The 22,403-nt window shown below is 29.8% G+C and carries 23 protein-coding genes; 22 read left to right on the forward strand and 1 reads right to left on the reverse strand.

Translation table 11 applies throughout. The annotated features are described in order from the left end of the window. Positions 1-15 precede the first annotated feature (15 nt). The 16 genes from ACP15M_RS06665 to ACP15M_RS06740 are packed head-to-tail and all read left to right on the forward strand — an operon-like array spanning position 16 to position 14,668. Positions 16-1,071 (forward strand): hypothetical protein, encoded by a 1,056-nt coding sequence (locus tag ACP15M_RS06665; protein WP_425076407.1) that lies wholly within the window; start codon positions 16-18, stop codon positions 1,069-1,071. Then, positions 1,061-2,116: a dTDP-glucose 4,6-dehydratase gene (gene rfbB / locus ACP15M_RS06670; RefSeq protein WP_425076408.1), complete on the forward strand. Its 1,056-nt coding sequence runs from the start codon at positions 1,061-1,063 to the stop codon at positions 2,114-2,116. Before ACP15M_RS06665 ends, rfbB begins: the two co-directional genes overlap by 11 nt. Positions 2,117-2,118: 2 nt before the next feature. Beyond that, a complete protein-coding gene (gene rfbA / locus ACP15M_RS06675) occupies positions 2,119-2,988 on the forward strand; it encodes a glucose-1-phosphate thymidylyltransferase RfbA (RefSeq protein ID WP_425076409.1) in 870 nt (289 codons plus the stop codon). After that, a complete protein-coding gene (gene rfbC / locus ACP15M_RS06680) occupies positions 2,985-3,530 on the forward strand; it encodes a dTDP-4-dehydrorhamnose 3,5-epimerase (protein ID WP_425076410.1) in 546 nt (181 codons plus the stop codon). Before rfbA ends, rfbC begins: the two co-directional genes overlap by 4 nt. Beyond that, positions 3,527-4,375, forward strand: a complete 849-nt coding sequence (gene rfbD, locus ACP15M_RS06685) for a dTDP-4-dehydrorhamnose reductase (RefSeq protein ID WP_425076411.1) — start codon at positions 3,527-3,529, stop codon at positions 4,373-4,375. The genes rfbC and rfbD overlap by 4 nt, the downstream gene beginning before the upstream one ends. Before the next feature lie 37 nt (positions 4,376-4,412). Beyond that, on the forward strand, positions 4,413-5,228 hold the full coding sequence (gene cysQ / locus ACP15M_RS06690) for a 3'(2'),5'-bisphosphate nucleotidase CysQ (protein WP_425076412.1): 816 nt from the start codon (positions 4,413-4,415) through the stop codon (positions 5,226-5,228). After that, on the forward strand, positions 5,228-5,683 hold the full coding sequence (locus ACP15M_RS06695; RefSeq protein WP_425076413.1) for a DUF2061 domain-containing protein: 456 nt from the start codon (positions 5,228-5,230) through the stop codon (positions 5,681-5,683). Before cysQ ends, ACP15M_RS06695 begins: the two co-directional genes overlap by 1 nt. A gap of 1 nt (position 5,684) precedes the next feature. After that, on the forward strand, positions 5,685-6,281 hold the full coding sequence (gene cysC / locus ACP15M_RS06700) for an adenylyl-sulfate kinase (protein ID WP_425076414.1): 597 nt from the start codon (positions 5,685-5,687) through the stop codon (positions 6,279-6,281). Beyond that, positions 6,281-7,186 carry a sulfate adenylyltransferase subunit CysD gene (gene cysD, locus ACP15M_RS06705; RefSeq protein ID WP_425076415.1) on the forward strand — a complete coding sequence of 302 codons (906 nt, stop codon included), beginning with the start codon at positions 6,281-6,283 and terminating at the stop codon, positions 7,184-7,186. The genes cysC and cysD overlap by 1 nt, the downstream gene beginning before the upstream one ends. A gap of 13 nt (positions 7,187-7,199) precedes the next feature. Beyond that, entirely contained in the window at positions 7,200-8,144 is a 945-nt protein-coding gene (locus ACP15M_RS06710) for a glycosyltransferase (RefSeq protein ID WP_425076416.1), read from the forward strand. Then, entirely contained in the window at positions 8,137-9,978 is a 1,842-nt protein-coding gene (locus ACP15M_RS06715) for a glycosyltransferase family 39 protein (RefSeq protein WP_425076417.1), read from the forward strand. The genes ACP15M_RS06710 and ACP15M_RS06715 overlap by 8 nt, the downstream gene beginning before the upstream one ends. Further along, entirely contained in the window at positions 9,975-10,535 is a 561-nt protein-coding gene (locus ACP15M_RS06720; RefSeq protein ID WP_425076418.1) for a hypothetical protein, read from the forward strand. Before ACP15M_RS06715 ends, ACP15M_RS06720 begins: the two co-directional genes overlap by 4 nt. A 43-nt stretch (positions 10,536-10,578) precedes the next feature. After that, entirely contained in the window at positions 10,579-11,832 is a 1,254-nt protein-coding gene (gene cysN / locus ACP15M_RS06725) for a sulfate adenylyltransferase subunit CysN (RefSeq protein WP_425076419.1), read from the forward strand. Between the two features lie 11 nt (positions 11,833-11,843). Further along, positions 11,844-12,374, forward strand: a complete 531-nt coding sequence (locus ACP15M_RS06730; RefSeq protein ID WP_425076420.1) for a hypothetical protein — start codon at positions 11,844-11,846, stop codon at positions 12,372-12,374. A gap of 51 nt (positions 12,375-12,425) precedes the next feature. Then, the gene (locus ACP15M_RS06735; RefSeq protein WP_425076421.1) at positions 12,426-13,739 is read left to right on the forward strand and encodes a flippase; all 1,314 of its coding nucleotides are present in this window, start codon (positions 12,426-12,428) and stop codon (positions 13,737-13,739) included. An 11-nt stretch (positions 13,740-13,750) separates the two neighbouring features. After that, positions 13,751-14,668: a sulfotransferase domain-containing protein gene (locus ACP15M_RS06740; RefSeq protein ID WP_425076422.1), complete on the forward strand. Its 918-nt coding sequence runs from the start codon at positions 13,751-13,753 to the stop codon at positions 14,666-14,668. A 4-nt stretch (positions 14,669-14,672) separates the two neighbouring features. On the opposite strand, the gene ACP15M_RS06745 is transcribed toward ACP15M_RS06740, so the two are convergent. Further along, positions 14,673-15,314 carry a sulfotransferase family 2 domain-containing protein gene (locus ACP15M_RS06745; RefSeq protein WP_425076423.1) on the reverse strand — a complete coding sequence of 214 codons (642 nt, stop codon included), beginning with the start codon at positions 15,312-15,314 and terminating at the stop codon, positions 14,673-14,675. Positions 15,315-15,371: 57 nt separating this feature from the next. On the opposite strand from ACP15M_RS06745, the gene ACP15M_RS06750 reads away from it, so the two are divergent. From ACP15M_RS06750 to ACP15M_RS06775, 6 genes are read left to right on the forward strand one after another with little or no spacing between them, the layout of a single operon-like run. Next, positions 15,372-16,616, forward strand: coding sequence for a hypothetical protein (locus ACP15M_RS06750; protein ID WP_425076424.1), 1,245 nt, complete (start codon positions 15,372-15,374; stop codon positions 16,614-16,616). 15 nt (positions 16,617-16,631) lie between these two features. Further along, complete coding sequence (locus ACP15M_RS06755) at positions 16,632-17,759, forward strand: glycosyltransferase family 4 protein (RefSeq protein WP_425076425.1); 1,128 nt, start codon at positions 16,632-16,634, stop codon at positions 17,757-17,759. Further along, the gene (locus ACP15M_RS06760) at positions 17,746-18,852 is read left to right on the forward strand and encodes a DUF1972 domain-containing protein (protein ID WP_425076426.1); all 1,107 of its coding nucleotides are present in this window, start codon (positions 17,746-17,748) and stop codon (positions 18,850-18,852) included. The genes ACP15M_RS06755 and ACP15M_RS06760 overlap by 14 nt, the downstream gene beginning before the upstream one ends. Beyond that, a complete protein-coding gene (locus ACP15M_RS06765; RefSeq protein ID WP_425076427.1) occupies positions 18,836-20,083 on the forward strand; it encodes an O-antigen ligase family protein in 1,248 nt (415 codons plus the stop codon). The genes ACP15M_RS06760 and ACP15M_RS06765 overlap by 17 nt, the downstream gene beginning before the upstream one ends. Positions 20,084-20,103: 20 nt before the next feature. Further along, on the forward strand, positions 20,104-21,411 hold the full coding sequence (locus ACP15M_RS06770; RefSeq protein WP_425076428.1) for a UDP-glucose dehydrogenase family protein: 1,308 nt from the start codon (positions 20,104-20,106) through the stop codon (positions 21,409-21,411). A gap of 2 nt (positions 21,412-21,413) precedes the next feature. After that, the gene (locus ACP15M_RS06775; RefSeq protein ID WP_425076429.1) at positions 21,414-22,403 is read left to right on the forward strand and encodes a UDP-glucuronic acid decarboxylase family protein; all 990 of its coding nucleotides are present in this window, start codon (positions 21,414-21,416) and stop codon (positions 22,401-22,403) included.

Raw genomic sequence — 22,403 nt, forward strand, 5'->3', positions numbered from 1 at the left:
CAACTAAAAGCCATCATGAGCAAAGAATTAGAGAACAACACTACTTCTGAAGAAATAGATTTAGGGCAATTATTAAAAGCGATAGGTAAAGCCTTTGACCGATTATTTAAATTTATTGGTAGCATTTTTAAATCTATTCTATCATTTATAATCTTCCTCTTAAATGCGTTTATAACTAATTTTAAGCTGATTATTATTGTAATGGTTATATCAGTAGCATTAGGATATGCTTTAGAGAAAATGAAGTCAAAAGTGTATAGCTCTGAAATGTTTGTAAAGCCATACTTTGACTCTAAATATCAACTGGTAAAGAATATTGATTATTTTAACGCGCTTATTGAAGATAAAGATTACGAAGCCTTAGGAAAACTATTTAATGTACCAAAGGAAGAAGCTCAACAAATTATAGATTTTGAAATAAACATTGGTCCCGAAAGTGAAAACGATAAAATAAAACAATACGATGAGTTTTTATCAAGTATTGATAGTATTAGAGCTCAAGAAATAAGTTTTGATGATTTTATTGAAAACCGAAATATTTATTCTTCAGACTTCTTTGAAATTAAAGTAGAGTCAAAAAGCAAAAATATTTTCAGAAAGTTAGAACAAGGCTTAAATTCTTCATTTGAAAACACATATTCTGAAAAGAAAATGAAGAAAAGAGATTCTTTAATTTCCATTCAAAAGCAGAGCATATTAGCATCATTGAGATCTGTAGATTCTTTACAAAAAGTTTATATAGGAGTTTTAGAAGAAGAATCTAAATCGCAAAACAAATCTCTTTCTCTTGGAGATGGATTTACCATTGAACCACCAGAGAGTAAAACTAAAGAGTTTGAATTGTTAAACAAAGAGTTAAAACTTAGAGACGAACTAAGAGTTTTAGAAGAGAAAAAAGTTGAAGAAGATGTGTTTTTTGATATCGTTTCTGGTTTTCAGGAAGTTGGAAGCACTTCAGACGATATTTTAAAAAGATACTCAATTGTTTTTCCAGTACTAGCCTTTGTTATTTTATTCCTAATCTTTGTTACTAAAAACACGATAAAATTTGTTAAAAACTATGAATACTAAAAGAAAAATTTTAATTACTGGAGGCGCAGGGTTTATAGGCTCTCACGTGGTAAGATTATTTGTGCAAAAGTATTCTAACTATCAAGTGTTTAACTTAGATGCTTTAACTTATGCTGGAAACCTTGAAAACTTAAACGACATCGAGAATGCACCAAATTACACATTTATAAAAGGAGATATTACAGATGAAAATTTTATAAATGAGCTATTTAGCACACATAAGTTTGATAGTGTCATTCACTTAGCGGCAGAGTCGCATGTAGACCGATCAATAACAGATCCTCTAGCTTTTGTTAAAACCAATGTTATTGGTACAATGGTTTTATTGAATGCTTTTAAATCGTGTTGGAAAGATAACTTTGACGGAAAATTATTTTATCATATCAGTACTGATGAAGTTTATGGAACCTTAGGCGAAACAGGATTATTTACCGAAAGCACATCTTACGATCCAAACTCTCCTTATTCGGCTTCAAAAGCAAGTTCAGATCATTTTGTGAGAGCCTATGGAGAAACGTATAACTTACCTTACGTGATATCAAATTGCTCTAATAATTATGGGCAAAATCAATTTCCAGAGAAACTAATTCCTTTGTTTATTAATAATATTATCAACAACAAACCTTTACCAGTTTATGGTGATGGAAATTATACAAGAGACTGGTTGTATGTTAAAGATCACGCAGATGCTATTGATTTGATTTTTCATGAAGGAAAACAAAGTGAAACATATAACATTGGAGGCTTTAATGAATGGAAAAACATCGATTTAGTAAAGTTGTTGTGCCAACAAATGGATAAAAAATTAAATAGAGATTTAGGTGCTTCTGAAAAACTAATCACTTTTGTAAAAGATCGTCCTGGTCATGATTTAAGATATGCCATTGATGCATCTAAAATAAATAAAGAATTAGGGTGGAAGCCTTCAGTAACTTTTGAAGAAGGATTAGAAAAAACAATTGATTGGTACTTAAACAACGAAAATTGGTTAAATAACGTAACGAGCGGAACCTATAAGTCGTATTACCAAAAGCAATATAGCTAAAAATGAAGGGAATAATTTTAGCAGGAGGCTCAGGAACCAGACTTCATCCATTAACCTTATCAATAAGCAAGCAGTTAATGCCTGTTTATGATAAACCAATGATATACTATCCGCTTTCTACTCTAATGTATTCTGGCATTCGAGAAATATTAATTATTTCTACTCCTAAAGATCTTCCTTTGTTTGAAGAATTACTTGGAGATGGTACCAAGTATGGATGTCAGTTTAGTTACGCTATTCAAGAAGCTCCAAATGGTTTAGCAGAAGCATTTATTATTGGAGAAAAGTTTATTGGAAATGATAAGGTAGCACTTATTCTTGGAGACAATATTTTTTATGGCTCAGGCTTGTCAAAATTATTACAAGCTAATAACAATCCAGAAGGCGGAATCATTTATGCGTATAGAGTTCATGATCCAGAACGTTATGGAGTCGTTGAGTTTAATGATGAAGGTCAAGCCATTTCTATAGAAGAAAAGCCTTTGAAACCTAAATCTAATTTTGCTGTACCTGGTATTTATTTTTACGACAATTCGGTTGTTCAAATAGCAAAAAACATTCAACCAAGTCATCGAGGAGAATTAGAAATTACAGATGTTAATAAAGCGTACTTAAGTAAAAACAAACTTAACGTTAGTATTCTTGATAGAGGAACAGCTTGGCTCGACACAGGAACGTTTCAGTCTTTATTGCAAGCATCTCAATTTGTTGAAGCTATTGAAGAACGCCAAGGCTTAAAAATTGGATCTATTGAAGCTGCTGCTTTTGAAATGGGATATATTAAAGAACCAGAATTTAAAGCCTTAGCTCAGCCATTAATGAAAAGTGGTTATGGAAAAAATTTACTAGGACTTCTTAAACAAAAAACATGAATATAGAAGACACTAAAATTGACGGTTGTTATGTGATTGAACCTAAGGTTTTTGAAGACGAAAGAGGTTACTTTTTTGAAAGCTTTAACCAAAATGCTTTTGATGAGTTACTAGGTTATAAGATTGACTTTGTGCAAGATAACCAATCGTTTTCTTCAAGAGGTGTTTTGAGAGGACTTCATTATCAGACAGGAGCATATCAGCAAGCTAAACTAGTAAGAGTAATTAGTGGAACAGTTTTAGATATCGCTGTTGATATTCGAAAAAACTCACCAACGTTTGGCAAATATGTTTCTGTAGAACTTACGGCAAAAAATAAAAAGCAACTGTTTATTCCTCGTGGATTTGCACACGGATTTATAGTGCTTAGCGAAACTGCAATTTTCTCTTACAAGTGTGATAATTTTTACAATAAAGAATCAGAAGCAGGAATTATTTATAATGATCCAGATTTAAATATAGATTGGAAATTAAATCCAAGTGAAATAACCATTTCAGAAAAAGACACCCAACTCCCATTATTTAAAGATGCTAGATTATGAATATATTGATTACTGGAGCAAATGGGCAACTAGCAACATGTATTAAGGCTTTAGAACATTTTTATAATCAGTATAATTTTATTTATAAAAGTGCCACTGAATTAGATATAACCAATGCCTCTGCTGTATTTAGCTTTTTTAAAAACAATACAATAGATTACTGTATTAATTGTGCAGCTTACACAGCTGTTGATAAAGCCGAAAGCAATCAAGAACAGGCTTATAACGTTAATGTTATTGGAGCCGAAAATTTAGCAAAGGCATGTAATATTTCTAATTCTAAATTAATACATGTTTCAACAGATTTTGTTTTCAATGGCTCATCAAATAAGCCATATAATGAAACCGATAGCACATGTCCACTTAATGTTTATGGAGCAACAAAACTTGAAGGTGAACAAAGAATACAAAATCATTTTGACGCATATTTTATTATAAGAACCTCTTGGTTATATTCGGAGTTTGGGAATAATTTTTTAAAAACAATGCTTCGCCTTTCAAAAACAAGAGATGAAATAGGTGTTGTTTCAGATCAATTTGGCTCACCAACTTATGCGATGGACTTAGCCAATACTATTTTAAAAATTATTAAAGTAAACAACAATGCTTTTGGAGTGTTTCATTACAGTAATGAAGGCGCTATTAGTTGGTACGATTTTGCAAAAGCAATTTTTGACTTAAATAAAATTAAAATAAAAATTAATCCAATTACAACAGAAGATTTTCCAACACCTGCTGAACGACCAAAATACAGTGTGCTTGATAAAGCCAAAATTAAAAAAACGTTTAATGTAGATGTTCCCAGTTGGAAGGATAGTTTAAAAAAAGCAATATTAAATTTATAACAATCTAGAGATTTAAGTTTGTGAAACCGTAAAATGTATGAGTGAAATAAAAATTAATAAAGATTTACAAGTTGCTATGAAAGCAGCTTTAAAAGCAGGAGAAGTGATAATGCAAGTTTATGATACTGCTTTTAATGTTGAAATTAAAGACGACAAATCACCTTTAACTGAAGCAGATAAAAAAGCAAACGATGTTATAAATTCATTTTTAAAGCCAACTCAAATCCCTATTATAAGTGAAGAAAATAAGCAGACAGGTTATGATATTAGAAAAAATTGGGATACTTGCTGGATTGTTGATCCAGTTGATGGCACCAAAGAATTCATTAAAAGAAATGGCGAGTTCACTGTTAATATTGCATTTGTAAATAACGGAAAACCTGAACATGGCGTTATTTATGTTCCTGTTTCTAAAACCTTATACTATGCAGATGTTATAGAGCAAAAAGCTTTCAAAGCTGAGTTGACATCTCATGATGTTGAAATTACAGAAGTATTAAAATTATCAAATCCACTTCAAACAAGAGAGGATAATGAAGTCACAAAAGTTGTTGGTAGTCGATCACATATGAGCCAAGAGACTTTAGACTTTGTTGAAGCTTTAAAAACCACAGGACAACAAGTAGAAATTGTTTCTAAAGGAAGTTCGCTTAAGTTTTGTCTTGTTGCTGAAGGTAATGCCGATATTTACCCTAGATTTGCTCCAACAATGGAATGGGATACTGCTGCAGGTCAAGCTATTTGTAATGCTGTTGGTGTTGATGTAATTTCCGAAGACACTAAAGCACCTTTATTATATAACAAAGAGAACCTCTTAAATCCTTGGTTTGTGGTTTCAAAGTCTGAAAACTAATGTCAACCTATAAAAAGGAATCACATATTAGAAGCCTTATAAAAGGCATTTCATGGCGAGTTGTTGCTACAACTGACACTATTTTAGTTGTTTTACTAATTACATGCTTTAGTGGTAACTGTAGTATAGAAAGCGCAATTAAAATAGGCTTTATAGAGTTTGCAATAAAATTTTTAGCTTACTATGCTCATGAAAGAGCTTGGCAAAGAGCTTTAGTTGATAAATTGGTTACAAAAAAAGAGACCCTTCAAAAAACTATTTCATGGCGAATCATAGCAACGACGATGACATTTTTGATTTCTGGATCAGTGTTAGATGCTTTTGATGAAATTGCTTTATATATTGCACTTACAGAATTATTTACGAAATTCGCACTATACTATGTGCACGAAAGACTTTGGCTAAAGCTTCCTTTAGGTAGAATTAGACAATTTTTCTTTGGAAAAAAAAGATGACATGTCAAAAAACATTATACCTCATAGCTATCAAATTTCTAAAACAGACAGGATAGCTTCAAATAAGCATAATTCATTTTTATTATGGTTTACAGGACTTTCTGGATCTGGAAAATCTACCATTGCTAATGTTGTTGAACAAAAGTTGTTTCAGAAAGGGATAAAAACCTACACATTAGATGGTGATAATATTAGAAAAGGAATAAACAAAGACTTATCCTTTTCGCCTGAAGATAGAACAGAAAACATTAGAAGAATTGCTGAAATAGCTAATCTCATGATTGATGGAGGTTTAGTGGTTTTAGCAGCTTTTGTGTCTCCTTACAAAAAAGACAGAGAGAATATTAAAAGTATCGTTAAAGATGTTAACTTTGTCGAGATTTTTGTTAACACTAGTGTAGAAGAGTGCGAACGTAGAGATGTAAAAGGATTATACAAAAAAGCACGAGCTGGTGAAATTAAAAATATGACAGGTGTTTCTGCTCCTTATGAGGCGCCAGAGCATCCAGATATTGAAATAAAAACAGAAAATGAATCTGTCGAATTAGCAGCAGATCGAATTGTTGATTACATAACACCAAAATTGTCAAAACAATAATGAGTAAATATTATTTAAATTATTTAGACGAATTAGAAAGCGAAGCCATATTTGTATTACGTGAAGTTTGGGCTCAATTTGATAATCCTGTAATCTTGTTTTCAGGAGGTAAAGATTCTATTTTGGTAACACATTTAGCAAAAAAAGCGTTTCATCCAGCTAAGATTCCTTTCCCATTAATGCACGTTGATACAGGTCATAATTTCCCTGAAACCATTCAATTTAGAGACGATATTATTAATGAATTAGGTGTAGAACTTATTGTAGGTTCTGTTCAAGAATCTATTGATGAAGGACGAGTTGCTGAAGAAAAAGGAAAAAATGCTACTAGAAATGCACTTCAAATCACAACCTTACTTGATGCGATTGAAGCTAATAAAATTGATTGTGCTATTGGTGGAGGAAGACGTGATGAAGAAAAAGCTCGTGCAAAGGAGCGTTTCTTTTCGCATAGAGACGATTTTGGACAATGGGATCCCAAAAACCAAAGACCAGAGCTTTGGAATATATTTAACGGGAAACATTTTGAAGGCGAACACTTTAGAGCCTTTCCAATAAGTAACTGGACCGAAATGGATGTTTGGAACTATATTAAACGAGAAAATATCGCCATTCCTTCGTTATATTTTGCTCATGAGCGTGAAGTTGTTTGGAGACAGGATAGCTGGATTCCAAATTCTGAATTTTTAATATTAGAAGACCACGAAGAGATCGTAACCAAAAAAATTCGATTTAGAACTCTTGGAGATATTACAATCACAGGAGGTATTGAATCTGATGCAGATACCTTAGAAAAAATTGCAGATGAAGTATCTGGAATGCGTCAAACCGAAAGAGGAAATCGAAGTGATGATAAGCGCTCAGAATCTGCAATGGAAGACAGAAAGCGTCAAGGATATTTCTAGTTGTTAAATAAAAATGAGCACTCAAAACAGAATTATTTGTCTAACTCCAGTATTTAATGACTGGGAAAGCTTTTCCTTTTTAATTAAAGACATTAGAGAGCAAGCAGATTTAAATCCTGATTATGAGTTCAATATTGTTGCTATTAATGATGGTTCTACAGAAGAAAATCATTATGACCTTTCTGATGAAAAAATAGATGTTAAAATAGTTAACTTAAAAACAAATGTTGGGCACCAGCGAGCTATTGCAATTGGTATTCAATATGTTGCTAATGAAATAAAAAACTCTAACAGTCATGATGGACATGTCGTAGTATTAGATAGCGATGGAGAAGATAAGCCATCAGATGTACTTCAAATGGTTAAAAAAGCCAAAGACAAAGTTATTTTTGCTCAACGTGTTAAGAGAAGCGAAAGTATAGGTTTTAAAGTAGGCTATTTTTTTTATAAATTAATATTTGAGTTGTTAACAGGTAAAAAAATAAGTTTTGGTAATTTTAGTGCAATACCATTTTCTTTAATTAGTCAAATAGCTATTTTACCAAATATATGGAACCACTATGCTAGTAGTATTTCCGAATCAAGATTACCTATTGGTGTTTACCCAACAAACAGAGGTACTCGATACGCTGGAAAATCAAAAATGAACACTATGAACTTAATAATACATGGGTTTAGTTCAATATCTATTTATTTTGATAAGCTATGTTTTAGAGTTTTAAAATTTTCGTTTTTCCTATTGGTATTTTTTGCTTTAATTATTGGTTTTGTGCTTTATAGCAAGTTGTTCACCGATAATGCAATTCCTGGTTGGGCTTCAAGTCTAATTTTAATAGTTCTATCTATTGTCGTTCAACTGTTTTCAGTAACATTTATAATCTTACTGTTTCAATTAAGTTTTAGAAAGTCAATTACACCTCCAAATTCTGAATTGTATAAAAGTTTTATTCATGAATAAGTTCTTTAATCAAATTCTAAAGTTTAAAGATAAGCTAGCGTTATTTGGAATATTAGCTTTAGCTACAGTTTTAAGGTTTTATAATTTAGACTTTCAAAGTATATGGGTTGATGAAATTCATACAATGGTAGAAGTAAATTCTTTGCTTTCTTATAGTGAGTTTTATGAAATTACTGTTAGACGAGAGCAAATGCCACACTTATATTATTTAATTGCTCGTCTTTTTAGCTTTCTATTTGGTGACTTAGTGGTGGTTGTAAGAAGTGTTTCTGTTATTGCTGGTGTTTTAAGTGTTTATGGAGCTTTTTTATTAGGTAAAGAAATATACTCAAGAAAAGTTGGATTAATAGCATCGTTGTTTTTAGCCATTAATCATTTTCATATTTATTATTCGCAAGAAGCAAGACCATATGCTTTGTTAATGCTGTTTACGATTTTCTCATTTTTATTTTTATTAAAATTTTTAAATAAGCAAAGCTTAAAGCAAGGAATGTTATTTGCATTGTTTTCTGGACTAATGATTAACACTCATTTTTTTGGATTATTTGTATTAGTATCTCAAGCAGTAATTTTAATTCTTTACCTTTTTGTTATCATTCCTAAAAAAGATAGAATAGCTTTTTTAAAAAAATGTGTTCTTATAGGAGTAGCATTGATGGTATTGTTTTCACCATCAATACCAATTTTACTTAAAATATCTGATATCAATACTTTTTGGATCAAACCTCCATCAAAGATATTTTACAAGTCTATGTTTTATAATTTCTTTGGTAATTCAGAGTTTCTTATTTACATAGCCGAATTATTACTTGTAATTTATTTTTTAAGAGTTTTAAACGAAAAAAATAAATCGGATAGAATTTCTGCCAATAAAGTAATACACAGTTTTATTATTTTAATTATATGGGTTTTTATAACATTTATGATTCCTTACATAAGAACTCATGCAAGTGTTCCAATGCTTATCAATAGATATTTTATAAGTGTTTTACCTGCTATGATACTAATAGTCGCGATTGGCTTTAGTCTTATAAAGTCTAAACTAGTTAAATTGATAATATGTAGTGTGTTTGTTATTGCTTCTTTTGTAGATTTATTTATAGTAAAAGATTATTATAACACAGTTACTAAAACTCAGTTTAGAGAGGTAACTAAAGAAGTGCAAATAAAAAATAAAAATAATGATCCAATTGTCTACAGAAAGTCATGGCATATGGAGCATTTTTTTGCAGATAGCACTGAACTTATTAACTCTAAATTAGATAATTATCTAGATAAGATTAAAATTCAAAATAAAAAATACGAAAGCTTTTGGGCTATAGGAGCACATTCAAGACCATTTAAAGTAACCAAAGCAAATAGTCAATTTTTAGAAAAGAATTTTTATTTAGTAGAAGACATAAATTATCACGATTGTTGGGCAAGATATTATCTAGCAAAAAACCATAAAAAAGTAACCAGCATAAATCTTAATCAATTTAGTCCAAGTTTAATTAAACGAAAAATCGGTTTTTTAATTAGAAGCAACTTAACGGCATCATCTAAAAAAATGTTTTTAAAGAAAGGCTCGTATAGGTTAGCTGTATTAACAAAAAGCAAGCCAGAAGAGCCTATTAATAACGAAAATGCTCATGTAAACATATCGTTAAATGGTAAACGCTTAGGAGGTTTTTTTACAAATTCCGAAAAAATTGAAACAACTCTTTTCGAATTTGATATAGATAAAGGACAAGAGGTTGAGTTTCAGATAACGTTTGATAATGATGTTTTTGATCACAAGAGAGATAGGGATTTAATTATTAATAAAATGTTTATTGAAAAATTAGAGAAGTGAGATTAAAAATAAATATATTACTCTTATTAGTGCTAAGCTTTTTTTCTTGCAAAAAAGAGGTTCATATTGATGACGATAGATTTAGAACATGGTTAAATCCTGATGTTGAAATAGAAAAAGGGTTTACTTTAATTTTAAAAACTTTAGTGATTAAAGATGACGTATTTAAAGTGTATTACACCGAAAACGATTCAATAGGGTTTAATGAAAAAAACACAATAAAGTCAAAAGTAAAAGGAAGAAATGAAGTGCAAGACATAACCTTTTATTTTCCAAAAGAAAAACAACCAATAAAATTTAGAATAGATCTTGGTTCAAATAAGAAGCAAGAGTTTTTTAAGATTCAATCTATAAAATTAAAAAACCCAAAGAATAGCTTAATAATTCATCAAGATTCTTTATTGAATTATGTAGAAATTCTTAATAAAAGTCTTTCTTACGACAGTATTAATAATTATTTTAAAGTAATAAAAAAACCAAATAGAAAATATTTACCAGCTCTTATTTCTAACAAAAGGTTAACTCAAGAGCTTGTAAATTGGTATGAGAACCATTAATTTCATACAAAATCAATAACTTACAAACACATTACAATAAAGCATGTTAGACAATAATCAACTATTACGATTTACAACCGCAGGAAGTGTAGATGACGGAAAAAGCACACTAATTGGTCGTTTACTTTACGATTCGAAATCTATTTTTGAAGATCAATTACAAGCCATAGAAAACACAAGTAAAAAGAAAGGTCATGAAGGTGTTGATTTGGCTTTGTTTACTGATGGTTTGCGAGATGAGAGAGAGCAAGGGATTACTATAGATGTAGCCTACAGGTATTTTACAACGCCAAAACGAAAGTTTATTATAGCTGATACTCCAGGTCATATTCAGTATACTCGAAATATGGTTACTGGAGCATCGACAGCTAATGCAGCTATTATTTTGGTAGATGCTCGTCATGGTGTTATTGAGCAAACCAGAAGACATTCTTTTATTGCTTCACTACTTCAAATTCCACATGTTATTGTATGTGTTAACAAAATGGATTTGGTAGATTTTTCTGAAGAAGCTTACCTTAAAGTGATTAATCAATTCGAAGAATTTTCGTCTAAGATGTTGGTTAAAGATGTACGATTCATTCCAATAAGTGCTTTATTGGGTGATAACGTAGTAAACCGTTCTGAAAATATGGATTGGTATCAAGGCGCTCCATTACTACACACTTTAGAAACAATGCATATTAGTAGTGATATTAATAAAATTGACGCTAGATTTCCTGTTCAAACAGTGTTAAGACCTCAAAATGAAACTCACAGAGATTATAGAGGTTATGCAGGTAGAGTTGCAAGTGGCATATTGAGAAAAGGAGATGAAGTTACTGTAATGCCTTCAGGATTTAATTCTAAAATCAAGAGTATTGACACGCTTGAAGCGTCAATTGATGAAGCTTTTGCACCAATGTCTGTATCAATTACATTAGAAGATGATATTGATATAAGTCGAGGCGATATGATTGTTAAATCAAATAATACACCTGAAGCTTCTCAAGATATTGAAGTCATGTTGTGTTGGTTGCATAATAATTCGGCTAAACCACGAGCAAAATATAGTATTCGTCACACTTCAAACGAGCAAAAAGCTATGATTAAAGAGGTGGTTTACAAATATGATATAAATACTTTAGAGCGTAATAGCGAAGACAAAGAATTAAGTATGAACGACATTTCTAAAGTTAAAATAAGAACCACAAAACCTTTAATGATAGACTCATATAGAGAAAATAGAACAACAGGAAGCATTATTTTAATAGATGATACTACAAACGAAACTGTAGCTGCAGGAATGATAGTTTAAACGAATTTTTAATGAAGAACGCAATCTACGTACTTATTTTCGTTGTTATAATTTTTGGTTGTAATGAACAAAAGACTCATGTTTTGCAAGAAACAGAAGTAAATAAGGTTCAAGAAAAATCATTAAGTATAGATTTTAAATTTAAAACTTCTGAAGCAGATGAATTTAAAATAATGATGAATAACATAAAGGTTGACGAGTTTCAAAAAAAGAATATTCAGATAGTTGAAAATGTAATTCCATCAACAATTGAAGATAAAATTGTAGCTAAATTTGATCCTAATAATATTTCAAAACAAGTTGTAATTTCTTTAGGCAATAAAGTAGAAAAAGAAGTAACAATTAATAGCATTCTAATTTCTTATGGAGATAAGCATTTTAATTTAAAAAGTCCAGAAGATTTTAATGCTAATCTTTTATTCAATAAATTTATAGTTAGAGATTCTTCTAGCAATACACTTACTACTAAACGAATAGATGGTAAGCTTAATCCAACCTTTAGAATTAAAAACAGTCTTATAAATCAATTACAAAGCGAGTAGCATAGTATTTAATTTTAGCTTAAATTACAGACTAATACATCTCAACGCATAATGACTTTTAATACGTCAAAACTTAAACATATTCTAGGAGATTCTGATTTTAAAGAAATATTAAGCAAAGGGCTTTCATATATTTTAATAAGAGGCTTTGGAATTGTAATAAGCTATGCTTTTACAGTTTATGTCACTACAACCTTTGGTGCTTCAGTTTTTGGGTTGTTTTCAATTGCTATTTCTATTTTCATGATTGCTAGTGTCATAGGACGCTTAGGAGTAGACATTCATTTGGTTAAATTTTATTCAATACAAAACAATATAAATGATGTAGGCTTGTTTTATAAAACACTTTTAAAATCATTTTTTATTTCAGCAGTTATCAGTGTTATAATTTATCTGTTCAGGTTTCACATTGCTAACGACTTGTTTAAAATTCCAAAACCAGAAGTTGTACCATATTTAAATTGGATTTTATTAAGCATACCATTTTGGTCTGTCACCTTAATTTGTTCTAGTGTGTCAAGAGCTCAAAAAAATATTAAATGGTTTTCGTTTATAAGTTTAGTTAGTAGGTTTCTTTTTAGTTTTATAGTCTTATTAATTTTATTAAGCTTTGTTAACGAACCAATTACTGTAGCTAAAGCTCATTTCTTAGGAATTATAATCACTTCAATTATTGCTGTAATTCATACTGTTAAAGGCTTTAAAACAGTCTCTTTTAAATCTCAAACGAATTCGTGGGTATTTATTAAAGAGTCTTTACCTATGATGTTATCATCTTCTATTTTGATCTTTTTAGGTTGGATGGATACCTTTGTAATGGGTGTTTTTGAAACCGATAGCAACGTTGGAATTTATAATGTATGTATTAAAATTGCGACAATTACAAGCTTTACTTTGCTAGCAATAAATTCTATTTTAGCTCCTAAAATTGCTAAGAGTTATTCTGAAAATGATGAGACTAATTATAAAAAGCTTATTCGTTTTTCAACCAAACTTAATTTTTTAGTTAGTTCTGCGGTAATAATAGGAATATTAGTTTTTAATAAACTATTATTATCTATTTTTGGTGAAGAGTTTATAAAAGGTCAAACCATTTTATTTATTCTGTGTGCAGGTCAAATAGTGAATTCATTTTCTGGATCTGTAGGCATTATTTTACAAATGATTGGAAAGCAAAAAGTGTATCAAAACTTTGTAATTTCTGCACTTTTAATCAATCTAATATTAACCGTAATACTAACACCTATTTATGGTGGAATTGGAGCAGCAACTGCTACAGTAATAAGTATGATGTTTTGGAATTTAGGATGTGCAATTTATCTTAAAACGAAGTTACAAATCACATCTTATTATAATCCGTTTTAGGAAGAATTTATATGAAAAGCGATACTGTTATTATAGATTTTTTTTTAGTAGGAGCAGCTCGATGTGGCACAACGAGTTTATATAATTACCTCAATAACAGTGAAAATATCTTTTTGCCAAGAGTTAAAGAACCAAATTTTTTCTCTGATGTTGATTCACCTAAAGCAGAAGATTTTAAGCCACCAAAACCAGGAGTATCCTATCATGCCAAAATAATTAATGATACTAAAATATATAGCGACTTATATATTGATGCTTTAGATCACCAAATAAAAGGAGACACATCTCCTTCATACATTTGGGATACAAATGTTGCCAAAAAACTATACAGGCACAATCCTAAAGCAAAAATAATCATTAGCTTAAGACATCCTGTTGATAGAGCATATAGCCACTATATAATGAATTATTATACTGGAAGCGAAAAAAACGATTCGTTTGAAGCAGCTTTAAAGTCTGATAAAAGCTCAATTTGGGGCAGTTGTAATGAATATTTAGCAATGGGCTTTTATTATCCTCAAGTAAAAGCGTATTACGATGTGTTTCCTAAAGAGCAAATTAAAATACTAGTGTATGAAGACTGGACTAAAAATATTGAATATGAAATACTTAGTATTTATAATTTTTTAGGTATTGCTGTTACAGAATATGTTATTTGTGAAGAAGTAGAAAGTAATAAAATACAACCCATAAAGAAAAAAGCACTTTTAAATATGCTTAGGCAAAACAAAATAAAAGGCGCTATAAAAAGTGTTATTAGCCAAGATAGAATAGATGCTTTAAAATCTTATTTTTTCAATGATGACTCTAAAGAAATTGAAAAAATTGATCCCGAATTAAGACAGGAGTTAAGCAAAAAATTTAAACAGGATATTTTAAAATTAAGTGATTTAACAGGGATTAATTTTAAAACCAAATGGGAGCAGTAGTTAATTATTCGGGAAATTGATAGTTAAATTTTTCTATTTCCCATTGATACCGTTTGTATACTAGTTTTTTAGATTTTTCAGAATAATAATCGGCAATTTTCCTCTTTCTAGATCTTACATTTTTTTTCACCACTTTAAAATCTGAAGGCAATTCAATATTAAGCGTTTTAAACAATTTTGGAATATCTTCATTAAAATTCTCAAGGCAAATAATTTTATCTACCAATATATTACCATCGTCATCACTAACATAGTTTTTTAACGAATAAGTACCATACATTCTCCATCGATCATGGTTTTTTCCGCCACCACCTTTACCTTTTGTTTTGGTAGATTTAAGCCATAAATCAAAAGGAGGTTTTACAGGCCACTTTCTAAAAATCATTTCATATAATGAAACCAACCTGTTAAACGGATTCCTAATACAAACAATTTTATAGTAATCATCAAAATCATAACCCATTTCTTCAAAAATGCACTTTACTTCTTTAGGGCTAATATGAGAATAAAAAGGCATTTCTTTGGTAACTTTTCGATAAGGAATATCTAAAACATCAGAGTAAGGTGTTAGCATCTCTCGTAAACTTTCAGAACCAGTTTTAGGGTTACTAAAAAATATAAACTTATTTTTGTGAGAAATCCTCATTAATTAATGATAAAGGTTAATTTTATGAGGTCAAATATATTAATTAAAAGAAGAAAAATGCCTCAAATTGTTTATAAGATAGGCTTATTTATTTTAGTATTATTTTTGTCGTTATATTCTATAGAATTGTCATTTATTGCTTCAGCTTTTTTGCTTGTAATATCCATTTCTAATAAAATTTCACTCAACATAATAATAGCATCTATATTTTTAAGTATTATAGCAATTATAGGTGTGTTATCTAGTTACGGATTTAAATATCAACCGTTTGATACTTTAAAAGACATTATTTATTTTATAAGACCAATTACAATATTACTGGCTAGCTATTTAGTAGTAAAACGTATTAAGTCAAAGACGTTTGTGTTTAATACAGTTATTTTTGTAGCTCTTGTTTTTGCAATTAAACATTTATTTAATGTATTGATTAATATTACAAACATAGATTCTTATGTGTATTTAAGAAGCCTTGGAGGCAAGCAAAATCATATAGAAATAGTGGCTCTGGTTTTTTTATTTTTTACACCATATCATTCTGCTTTCAAAAAATATAAAAAGTTAACAGTCTTTATAATTTCATTTTCATTTTTATTGTATTTATCAAGAACAATGTTTATTGTATTGTTTTTGTTTTTTTTAGGCTATAAAGGGTATTTATTTTTAAATAGAAAATTGATAAGAGGGTTTTTGTTTTTGACTATTTTTTCAACGATTCTTGTAGCAATACTATCTAATATTGAAACCAATAGAAATTCGACAGGTATTAAAGCTTTTATTTATAAAACACAAAATAGTTTTACCGAATTACTTGAACCTATAGATACTAAAGCTATTGTTCGAGATAGAAGAGGGTTATGGGAACATTGGAGAGCTTATGAAGCAGCAAAAGCGGTTGAACAAATGAACAAAAATGGAACTAAAGCTTGGTTAATAGGATTGGGCTTTGGATCTAAAATAGATCTTGAAACAACAGTTAAACTTGATGGTAATTTTTTTAATGAAGTTCCATCAATACATAACGGTTTTGTAAATGTTATTTTTAAAACAGGAATCTTAGGATTGCTCTGCTACTGCATATGTATTATTTATATTTTTATATCTCACCAACAATTTAAAACAGGTAATAAAAACATTTTGTTTAATAAATTGATTGTTGCTACAAGTGTTTACATGTTATTTAATAGCCTTGTAATAACAGGTTTTTATAGACCAGGAGAGTTTTCTATTTTTCTATATGGTATTTTAGTAGCTTCAAAATATAAAACTCGAAGTCGTCAAGAAAACTTCGAAATCGTTCACTAAAAATGATACTTTTTAATGACTAAAACACTATTTGTTGACGCACACACCTTTGATGAATGCCATCAAGGAATAAGAACGTTCATGAAAGGAATCTATGAAACAATAGATGTTACACCTTCTGAACTACAAATATTTTTAGCAGCAAATGATGTTGAGAATTTAAAGACAGAATTTAGTAACCAACCCAATTTTAAGTTTATTGAGTTAAAGTCTAGAAACAAATACATACGATTAGGATATGAAATACCTAAAATAATTAAGAAGAACAAGTTTGATTTTGCTCATTTTAATTATTACTTACCTCTTTTTTTAAATAAAAAATGCAATTACATCGTTACTATTCATGATGTGTTATTTATCGATTTCCCTCAATATTTCCCTTTAAAATATAAACTTATTAATACGTTTTTATTTAAGCGTTCTGCTGTTAAAGCAAATATTGTCACAACAGTTTCTAACTATTCGGCTAGAAGAATTAAGGAAAATTTTAATATTGCTGATAAAAAAATTGAAGTGCTTCCAAATGCAGTTAACAGTAAATACATTGATAATCACGATAAATTAGACGACAAAAACTATCTAAAGAAAAAATATGGTTTAGATAGCTTTATTGTATATGTTAGCCGAATAGAACCAAGAAAAAATCACGAAAAACTAATTCAAGCATATCAAGAACTAAAGCTTTGGGAACAAGGAATTAGTTTAGTCCTTATAGGCAAGGAAAGCTTTAAAGATGAAGAACTTTTTAAGTTAATCGATGAGGTTTCACAACTATCAAAAGGCAAACTATTAAAGCTTAATGACATTCCTAATGTAGATTTGATTAAGTTTTATAATGCAGCTACTTTAGCTGTTTTTCCTTCTCTTTGCGAAGGGTTTGGAATCCCACCAATAGAAAGTGCAGTTCTTAAAACTTCCACAATTTGTTCTCATTCAACTGCCATGAAGGACTTTTTCTTTTTTGAAGATAGATTTTTTGATGCCAATTCTAAAGAAGCAATAAAAACAAAAATTGAAGAGTATTTAAGTAAAAATCATCAAGAAAATGAGTTAATAAAAATTGCGAACTGTATTAAAAAAACATATAATTGGAGCATAACAGCTCAAAAGCTAAAAAGTTTAATTTTAGATGATAAAGGATAAATTGAAGATCGGAATTTTAGGCACTAGAGGCATACCAAATTATCATGGAGGATTTGAACAGTTTGCTGAATTCTTTTCAGTATACCTAGCTCAACAAAACCATGAGGTTTATGTGTACAATTCAAACAAGCATCCGTTTCAAGAAAAAACTTTTAAAGGCGTAAATATTATTCATTGTTACGATCCTGAAGATAAGATAGGAACACCAGGTCAATTTATTTATGATCTAAACTGCATCTTAGATTCGCGAAAAAGAAACTTCGACATTTTACTTCAATTAGGCTATACAAGCAGTACAATTTGGTATAAATTATTACCAAAAAAACCAATTATTATTACAAATATGGATGGTTTAGAATGGAAGCGTTCTAAATATTCAAAAAAAGTGCAAAAGTTTTTAAAATACGCTGAGCGTTTAGGTGTCAAATCGAGTGACTTTTTGGTTGCTGATTCTATTGGAATTCAAAATTATTTAAAAGAGACTTATGGCGTAAATTCAAAATATATAGCTTATGGAGCAGAACAGTTTAAAACCCCAAATTCTAAAGCGCTTTCAGAATATAATGTACAACCATATTCATATAACATGCTTATTGCTCGTTTAGAGCCAGAAAACAATATAGAAACCATTTTAGATGGTGTTGCTTTAGCAACTAGTAAATCACCATTTTTAGTGGTTGGAAAGCATGATGTAAATGCCTTTGGAAAACACTTAAAAAACAAGTTCAAAAACCATAAAAATATTCGTTTTGTTGGAGGGATTTATGATTTAAATGCGCTTAACAACTTAAGATATTATTCAAATTTATATTTTCATGGTCACTCAGTTGGTGGAACAAATCCGTCATTGTTAGAGGCAATGTCTTCAAAAGCATTCATTATTGCTAATGACAATCAGTTTAACAAATCGATTTTAAATAACAATGCGCTTTACTTTAAAACACCACAACATGTTAAAGATTGCTTAGACAATATCGATAAGAAAGAACATTTAGATAAAGTTGAAAACTGTTTTAATGATATTGAGAAATATTTTAGCTGGAACATAATTAATAATGCGTATTTAAACTTTTTCTATGAATGTAAAAAGTAAAATAGAATCCATTATTAATCATGATAGTTTTTTGCATTATTTATTAATGTTAACATTATCTACAATTCTTATAGGTTATGCACCTAGTAGTATTGCCTTAGTGGTATTTTGTTTGTTTGCTATAAGAAATGCGATTATTAACAAAATTACATTCAAACCAAATTTATTTTTGCTTCTTTCGTGCATACTTTATATACTTTGCTGTGTATCTTATTTTTGGACAGTTGATCAAGCATTAACCATAAAAGGAATAGGAAGGCTATCTGTTTTTTTGTTGGTTCCAATAGTGTTTACTACCATTCCTAAACTTACTTTTAAATCCTTTCAAGTAATATTGAATGGCTTTACTGTTTCTAATATTTTATTAGGTATATTTTTCTTAATTGTAGCAGTTGTAAACTATATTAAGTTTAACAACTCTTCAGTTTTTACATATCATGATTTTGTTGAGATTTTAGACCTAAATGCAATTTATGTTTCTGTGTTTTATTCGCTAAGCTACTTTTTTATATTATCTAAAAAAATCAAAAAACGCATAGACTATATTGGTCTTTTGTTGTTGCTTATTTTTATTTTACTACTGTCATCAAAAACTATAATTGCTACTTTTCTTCTTGGGAATATCCTATATTTTGTTTTTTATAAAAAGAGAAGCACCTTAAAATCTCCTAAAGCAATTGGAATCGTTTTAGTATCAATCGTAATTATCACATTCACTTCACGAGAAGTCGTAAAGCGAGTATTGGTTGAAACTACGACTAATTTTGAAGAAGTTCTAAATAGAGAAAAATTCAATAAGATTTATCCATGGACAGGAACATCTATTAGATTATTGCAACTAAGAAATTTAAAAGAACAAATTGAAGAAAATAATGTTTTTTGGAAAGGATTTGGTTTATTTGCATCTAGAGAAAATTTAAGAGAAAGACATCTTGCGTTTAACACCTATCATGGCTATTATGGTTATAATTATCATAATATGTATGCTCAAATTCTTGCAGAATTAGGCATATTTGGATTGTTAACTCTATTAGTAATCTTAGGCACAGGATTAAAAAAGTCTTTTAAAGCAAAGTCTTTTTTTATGCTCATGTTTTACTTTTTAATGATAATGACTTTTTTTACAGAGTCTTTTTTATGGGTACACAGAGGTGTGTTTTTGTTTGTGATTATGAGTTGCATATTTTATAGAACAGATTTTCAAAAGAATAAAATACGAGCTAAAGAATAAAATATAATAGTATAAAAAACATGAAAATATCAGTAATAGGAACAGGTTATGTTGGTTTAGTTACAGGAACTTGTTTAGCAGAAACAGGAAACGAAGTTATATGCGTTGATATCGACGAAGCTAAAGTAGAGCAAATGAAATCAGGCATTGTACCAATCTATGAACCACATTTAGATGTGTTATTTGAAAGAAATATTAAAGCCAACAGGCTCAAGTTTTCTACATCTTTAAATGAAGGCTTAGATCATGGAGAAATTATATTTTTAGCGTTACCAACACCTGAAGATGATGATGGCTCAGCTGACTTGTCTTATGTTTTGGGAGTCGCAAAAGAGATAGGAAAGCACATAAAAGAATATAAAGTAATAGTCGATAAAAGTACGGTTCCTGTTGGAACTTCAGATAAAGTAAAGGCTACAATTTCAAGTGAAACCAATGTTGAATTTGATGTCGTATCAAATCCAGAGTTTTTACGCGAAGGCTTTGCTGTTGACGATTTTTTAAAGCCAGAGCGTATTGTTATTGGCTCAAGTTCAGAGAGAGCAACCAAGCTTATGAATAAACTATACAAACCATTTGTAAGATCTGGAAACCCAATTTTAATTATGGATGAACGTTCGGCTGAACTTACAAAATACGCAGCAAATTCCTTTTTAGCAGCAAAAATTACGTTTATGAATGAAATTGCAAATTTTTGTGAAAAAGTAGGAGCAGACGTCGATAAAGTTAGAATTGGCATGGGAACAGATTCTAGAATTGGAAAACGGTTCTTATTTCCTGGTATTGGTTATGGTGGTTCATGCTTTCCTAAAGATGTCAAAGCACTTCGCAAATCTGGAAAAGAACACAACCATGATTTTGAGATTTTAAGTTCTGTAATAAAGGTTAACAGTAATCAAAAAACAATTTTAATTCCTAAAATCACATCGTATTTCAATAATGATTTAAAAGGCAAAACATTTGCAATTTGGGGATTGGCTTTCAAACCAGAAACTGACGATATTAGAGAAGCACCTGCATTGTATATGATTGACAAGTTACTTGAGCTAGGAGCAAAGCTCAATGTTTTTGATCCTGAAGCCATGCCTAACGTTAAAAAGAAATATGGAGATCAATTAAACTATTCTTCAAATATGTACGACACAGTTAACGGTGTAGATGCATTGATTATTTGTACAGAATGGAGTATATTTAGAACACCAAACTTTTCTGAGTTAAAAAAGCTTATGCTTGAGCCTGTAATTTTTGATGGAAGAAATTTATATGATATTAAAGACATTGAAAACGAAGGGTTTAATTACACATCTATAGGAAGAAAAAGTGTTTAAAAATGAAAAAGAAAGTACTTATATCTGGAGCTGCTGGTTTTTTAGGCTCACACTTATGTGATCGTTTTTTGGCTGAAGGTTTTCATGTTATTGGAATGGATAATTTTATAACTGGAGATTCAAAAAACATCAAGCATTTAGAGAACAATTCTAGTTTTGATTTCATAGAGCATGATGTTACAAAGCACATAACTATTGAAGGTGAGTTAGACTACATCTTACATTTTGCTTCACCTGCAAGTCCAATAGATTACTTAAAAATACCTATACAAACTCTAAAAGTGGGATCTTTAGGAACACATAATTTGTTAGGATTAGCGAAAGCTAAAAATTCAAGATTGCTCATTGCATCAACCTCTGAAGTTTATGGAGATCCATTAGTGCATCCTCAAACAGAAGACTATTATGGTAATGTTAATACTATTGGTCCAAGAGGAGTTTATGATGAAGCCAAACGATTTCAAGAGTCAATTACCATGGCTTATCATAGATTTCATGGTATTGAAACAAGAATAGTACGTATTTTTAATACCTATGGTCCACGAATGCGACTAAACGACGGAAGAGTTATTCCAGCATTTATGGGACAAGCCTTAAGAGGAGAAGACCTTACTGTATTTGGAGATGGTTCTCAAACACGTTCTTTTTGTTACATTGATGATCAGGTCGAAGGAATTTTTAAATTACTGTTTAGCGACTATGTATATCCAGTTAATATTGGTAACCCAAATGAAATTTCAATAAGAGATTTTGCTGAGGAAATTATTAAACTAACTCAAACAAATCAAAAAGTTATATACAAAGATTTACCAGTTAATGACCCAATGCAAAGACAACCTGATATTAGTTTGGCAAGACAATTATTACAATGGGAACCTAAAGTTCAAAGAGCAGAAGGAATGAAAAAAACCTTCGATTATTTTAAAGGGCTTTCGCATGAAGAGTTATACAGAAGTGAGCATAGAGATTTTTCTAAACATATAAAAATATAA

It is taken from the genome of Psychroserpens sp. S379A, assembly GCF_049800755.1.
Taxonomy (GTDB): Bacteria; Bacteroidota; Bacteroidia; order Flavobacteriales; family Flavobacteriaceae; genus Psychroserpens.

Coding starts and splice junctions, on each gene's coding strand:
- ACP15M_RS06730 (WP_425076420.1), top strand. CDS start 11,844: ATGAAGAACGCAATCTACGTACTTATTTTCGTTGTTATAATTTTTGGT.
- ACP15M_RS06715 (WP_425076417.1), top strand. CDS start 8,137: ATGAATAAGTTCTTTAATCAAATTCTAAAGTTTAAAGATAAGCTAGCG.
- cysD (WP_425076415.1), top strand. CDS start 6,281: ATGAGTAAATATTATTTAAATTATTTAGACGAATTAGAAAGCGAAGCC.
- rfbB (WP_425076408.1), top strand. CDS start 1,061: ATGAATACTAAAAGAAAAATTTTAATTACTGGAGGCGCAGGGTTTATA.
- ACP15M_RS06735 (WP_425076421.1), top strand. CDS start 12,426: ATGACTTTTAATACGTCAAAACTTAAACATATTCTAGGAGATTCTGAT.
- rfbC (WP_425076410.1), top strand. CDS start 2,985: ATGAATATAGAAGACACTAAAATTGACGGTTGTTATGTGATTGAACCT.
- ACP15M_RS06755 (WP_425076425.1), top strand. CDS start 16,632: ATGACTAAAACACTATTTGTTGACGCACACACCTTTGATGAATGCCAT.
- cysQ (WP_425076412.1), top strand. CDS start 4,413: ATGAGTGAAATAAAAATTAATAAAGATTTACAAGTTGCTATGAAAGCA.
- rfbA (WP_425076409.1), top strand. CDS start 2,119: ATGAAGGGAATAATTTTAGCAGGAGGCTCAGGAACCAGACTTCATCCA.
- rfbD (WP_425076411.1), top strand. CDS start 3,527: ATGAATATATTGATTACTGGAGCAAATGGGCAACTAGCAACATGTATT.
- ACP15M_RS06770 (WP_425076428.1), top strand. CDS start 20,104: ATGAAAATATCAGTAATAGGAACAGGTTATGTTGGTTTAGTTACAGGA.
- ACP15M_RS06750 (WP_425076424.1), top strand. CDS start 15,372: ATGCCTCAAATTGTTTATAAGATAGGCTTATTTATTTTAGTATTATTT.
- ACP15M_RS06710 (WP_425076416.1), top strand. CDS start 7,200: ATGAGCACTCAAAACAGAATTATTTGTCTAACTCCAGTATTTAATGAC.
- ACP15M_RS06740 (WP_425076422.1), top strand. CDS start 13,751: ATGAAAAGCGATACTGTTATTATAGATTTTTTTTTAGTAGGAGCAGCT.
- ACP15M_RS06765 (WP_425076427.1), top strand. CDS start 18,836: ATGAATGTAAAAAGTAAAATAGAATCCATTATTAATCATGATAGTTTT.
- cysN (WP_425076419.1), top strand. CDS start 10,579: ATGTTAGACAATAATCAACTATTACGATTTACAACCGCAGGAAGTGTA.
- ACP15M_RS06775 (WP_425076429.1), top strand. CDS start 21,414: ATGAAAAAGAAAGTACTTATATCTGGAGCTGCTGGTTTTTTAGGCTCA.
- ACP15M_RS06760 (WP_425076426.1), top strand. CDS start 17,746: ATGATAAAGGATAAATTGAAGATCGGAATTTTAGGCACTAGAGGCATA.
- cysC (WP_425076414.1), top strand. CDS start 5,685: ATGTCAAAAAACATTATACCTCATAGCTATCAAATTTCTAAAACAGAC.
- ACP15M_RS06695 (WP_425076413.1), top strand. CDS start 5,228: ATGTCAACCTATAAAAAGGAATCACATATTAGAAGCCTTATAAAAGGC.
- ACP15M_RS06745 (WP_425076423.1), bottom strand. CDS start 15,314: ATGAGGATTTCTCACAAAAATAAGTTTATATTTTTTAGTAACCCTAAA.
- ACP15M_RS06665 (WP_425076407.1), top strand. CDS start 16: ATGAGCAAAGAATTAGAGAACAACACTACTTCTGAAGAAATAGATTTA.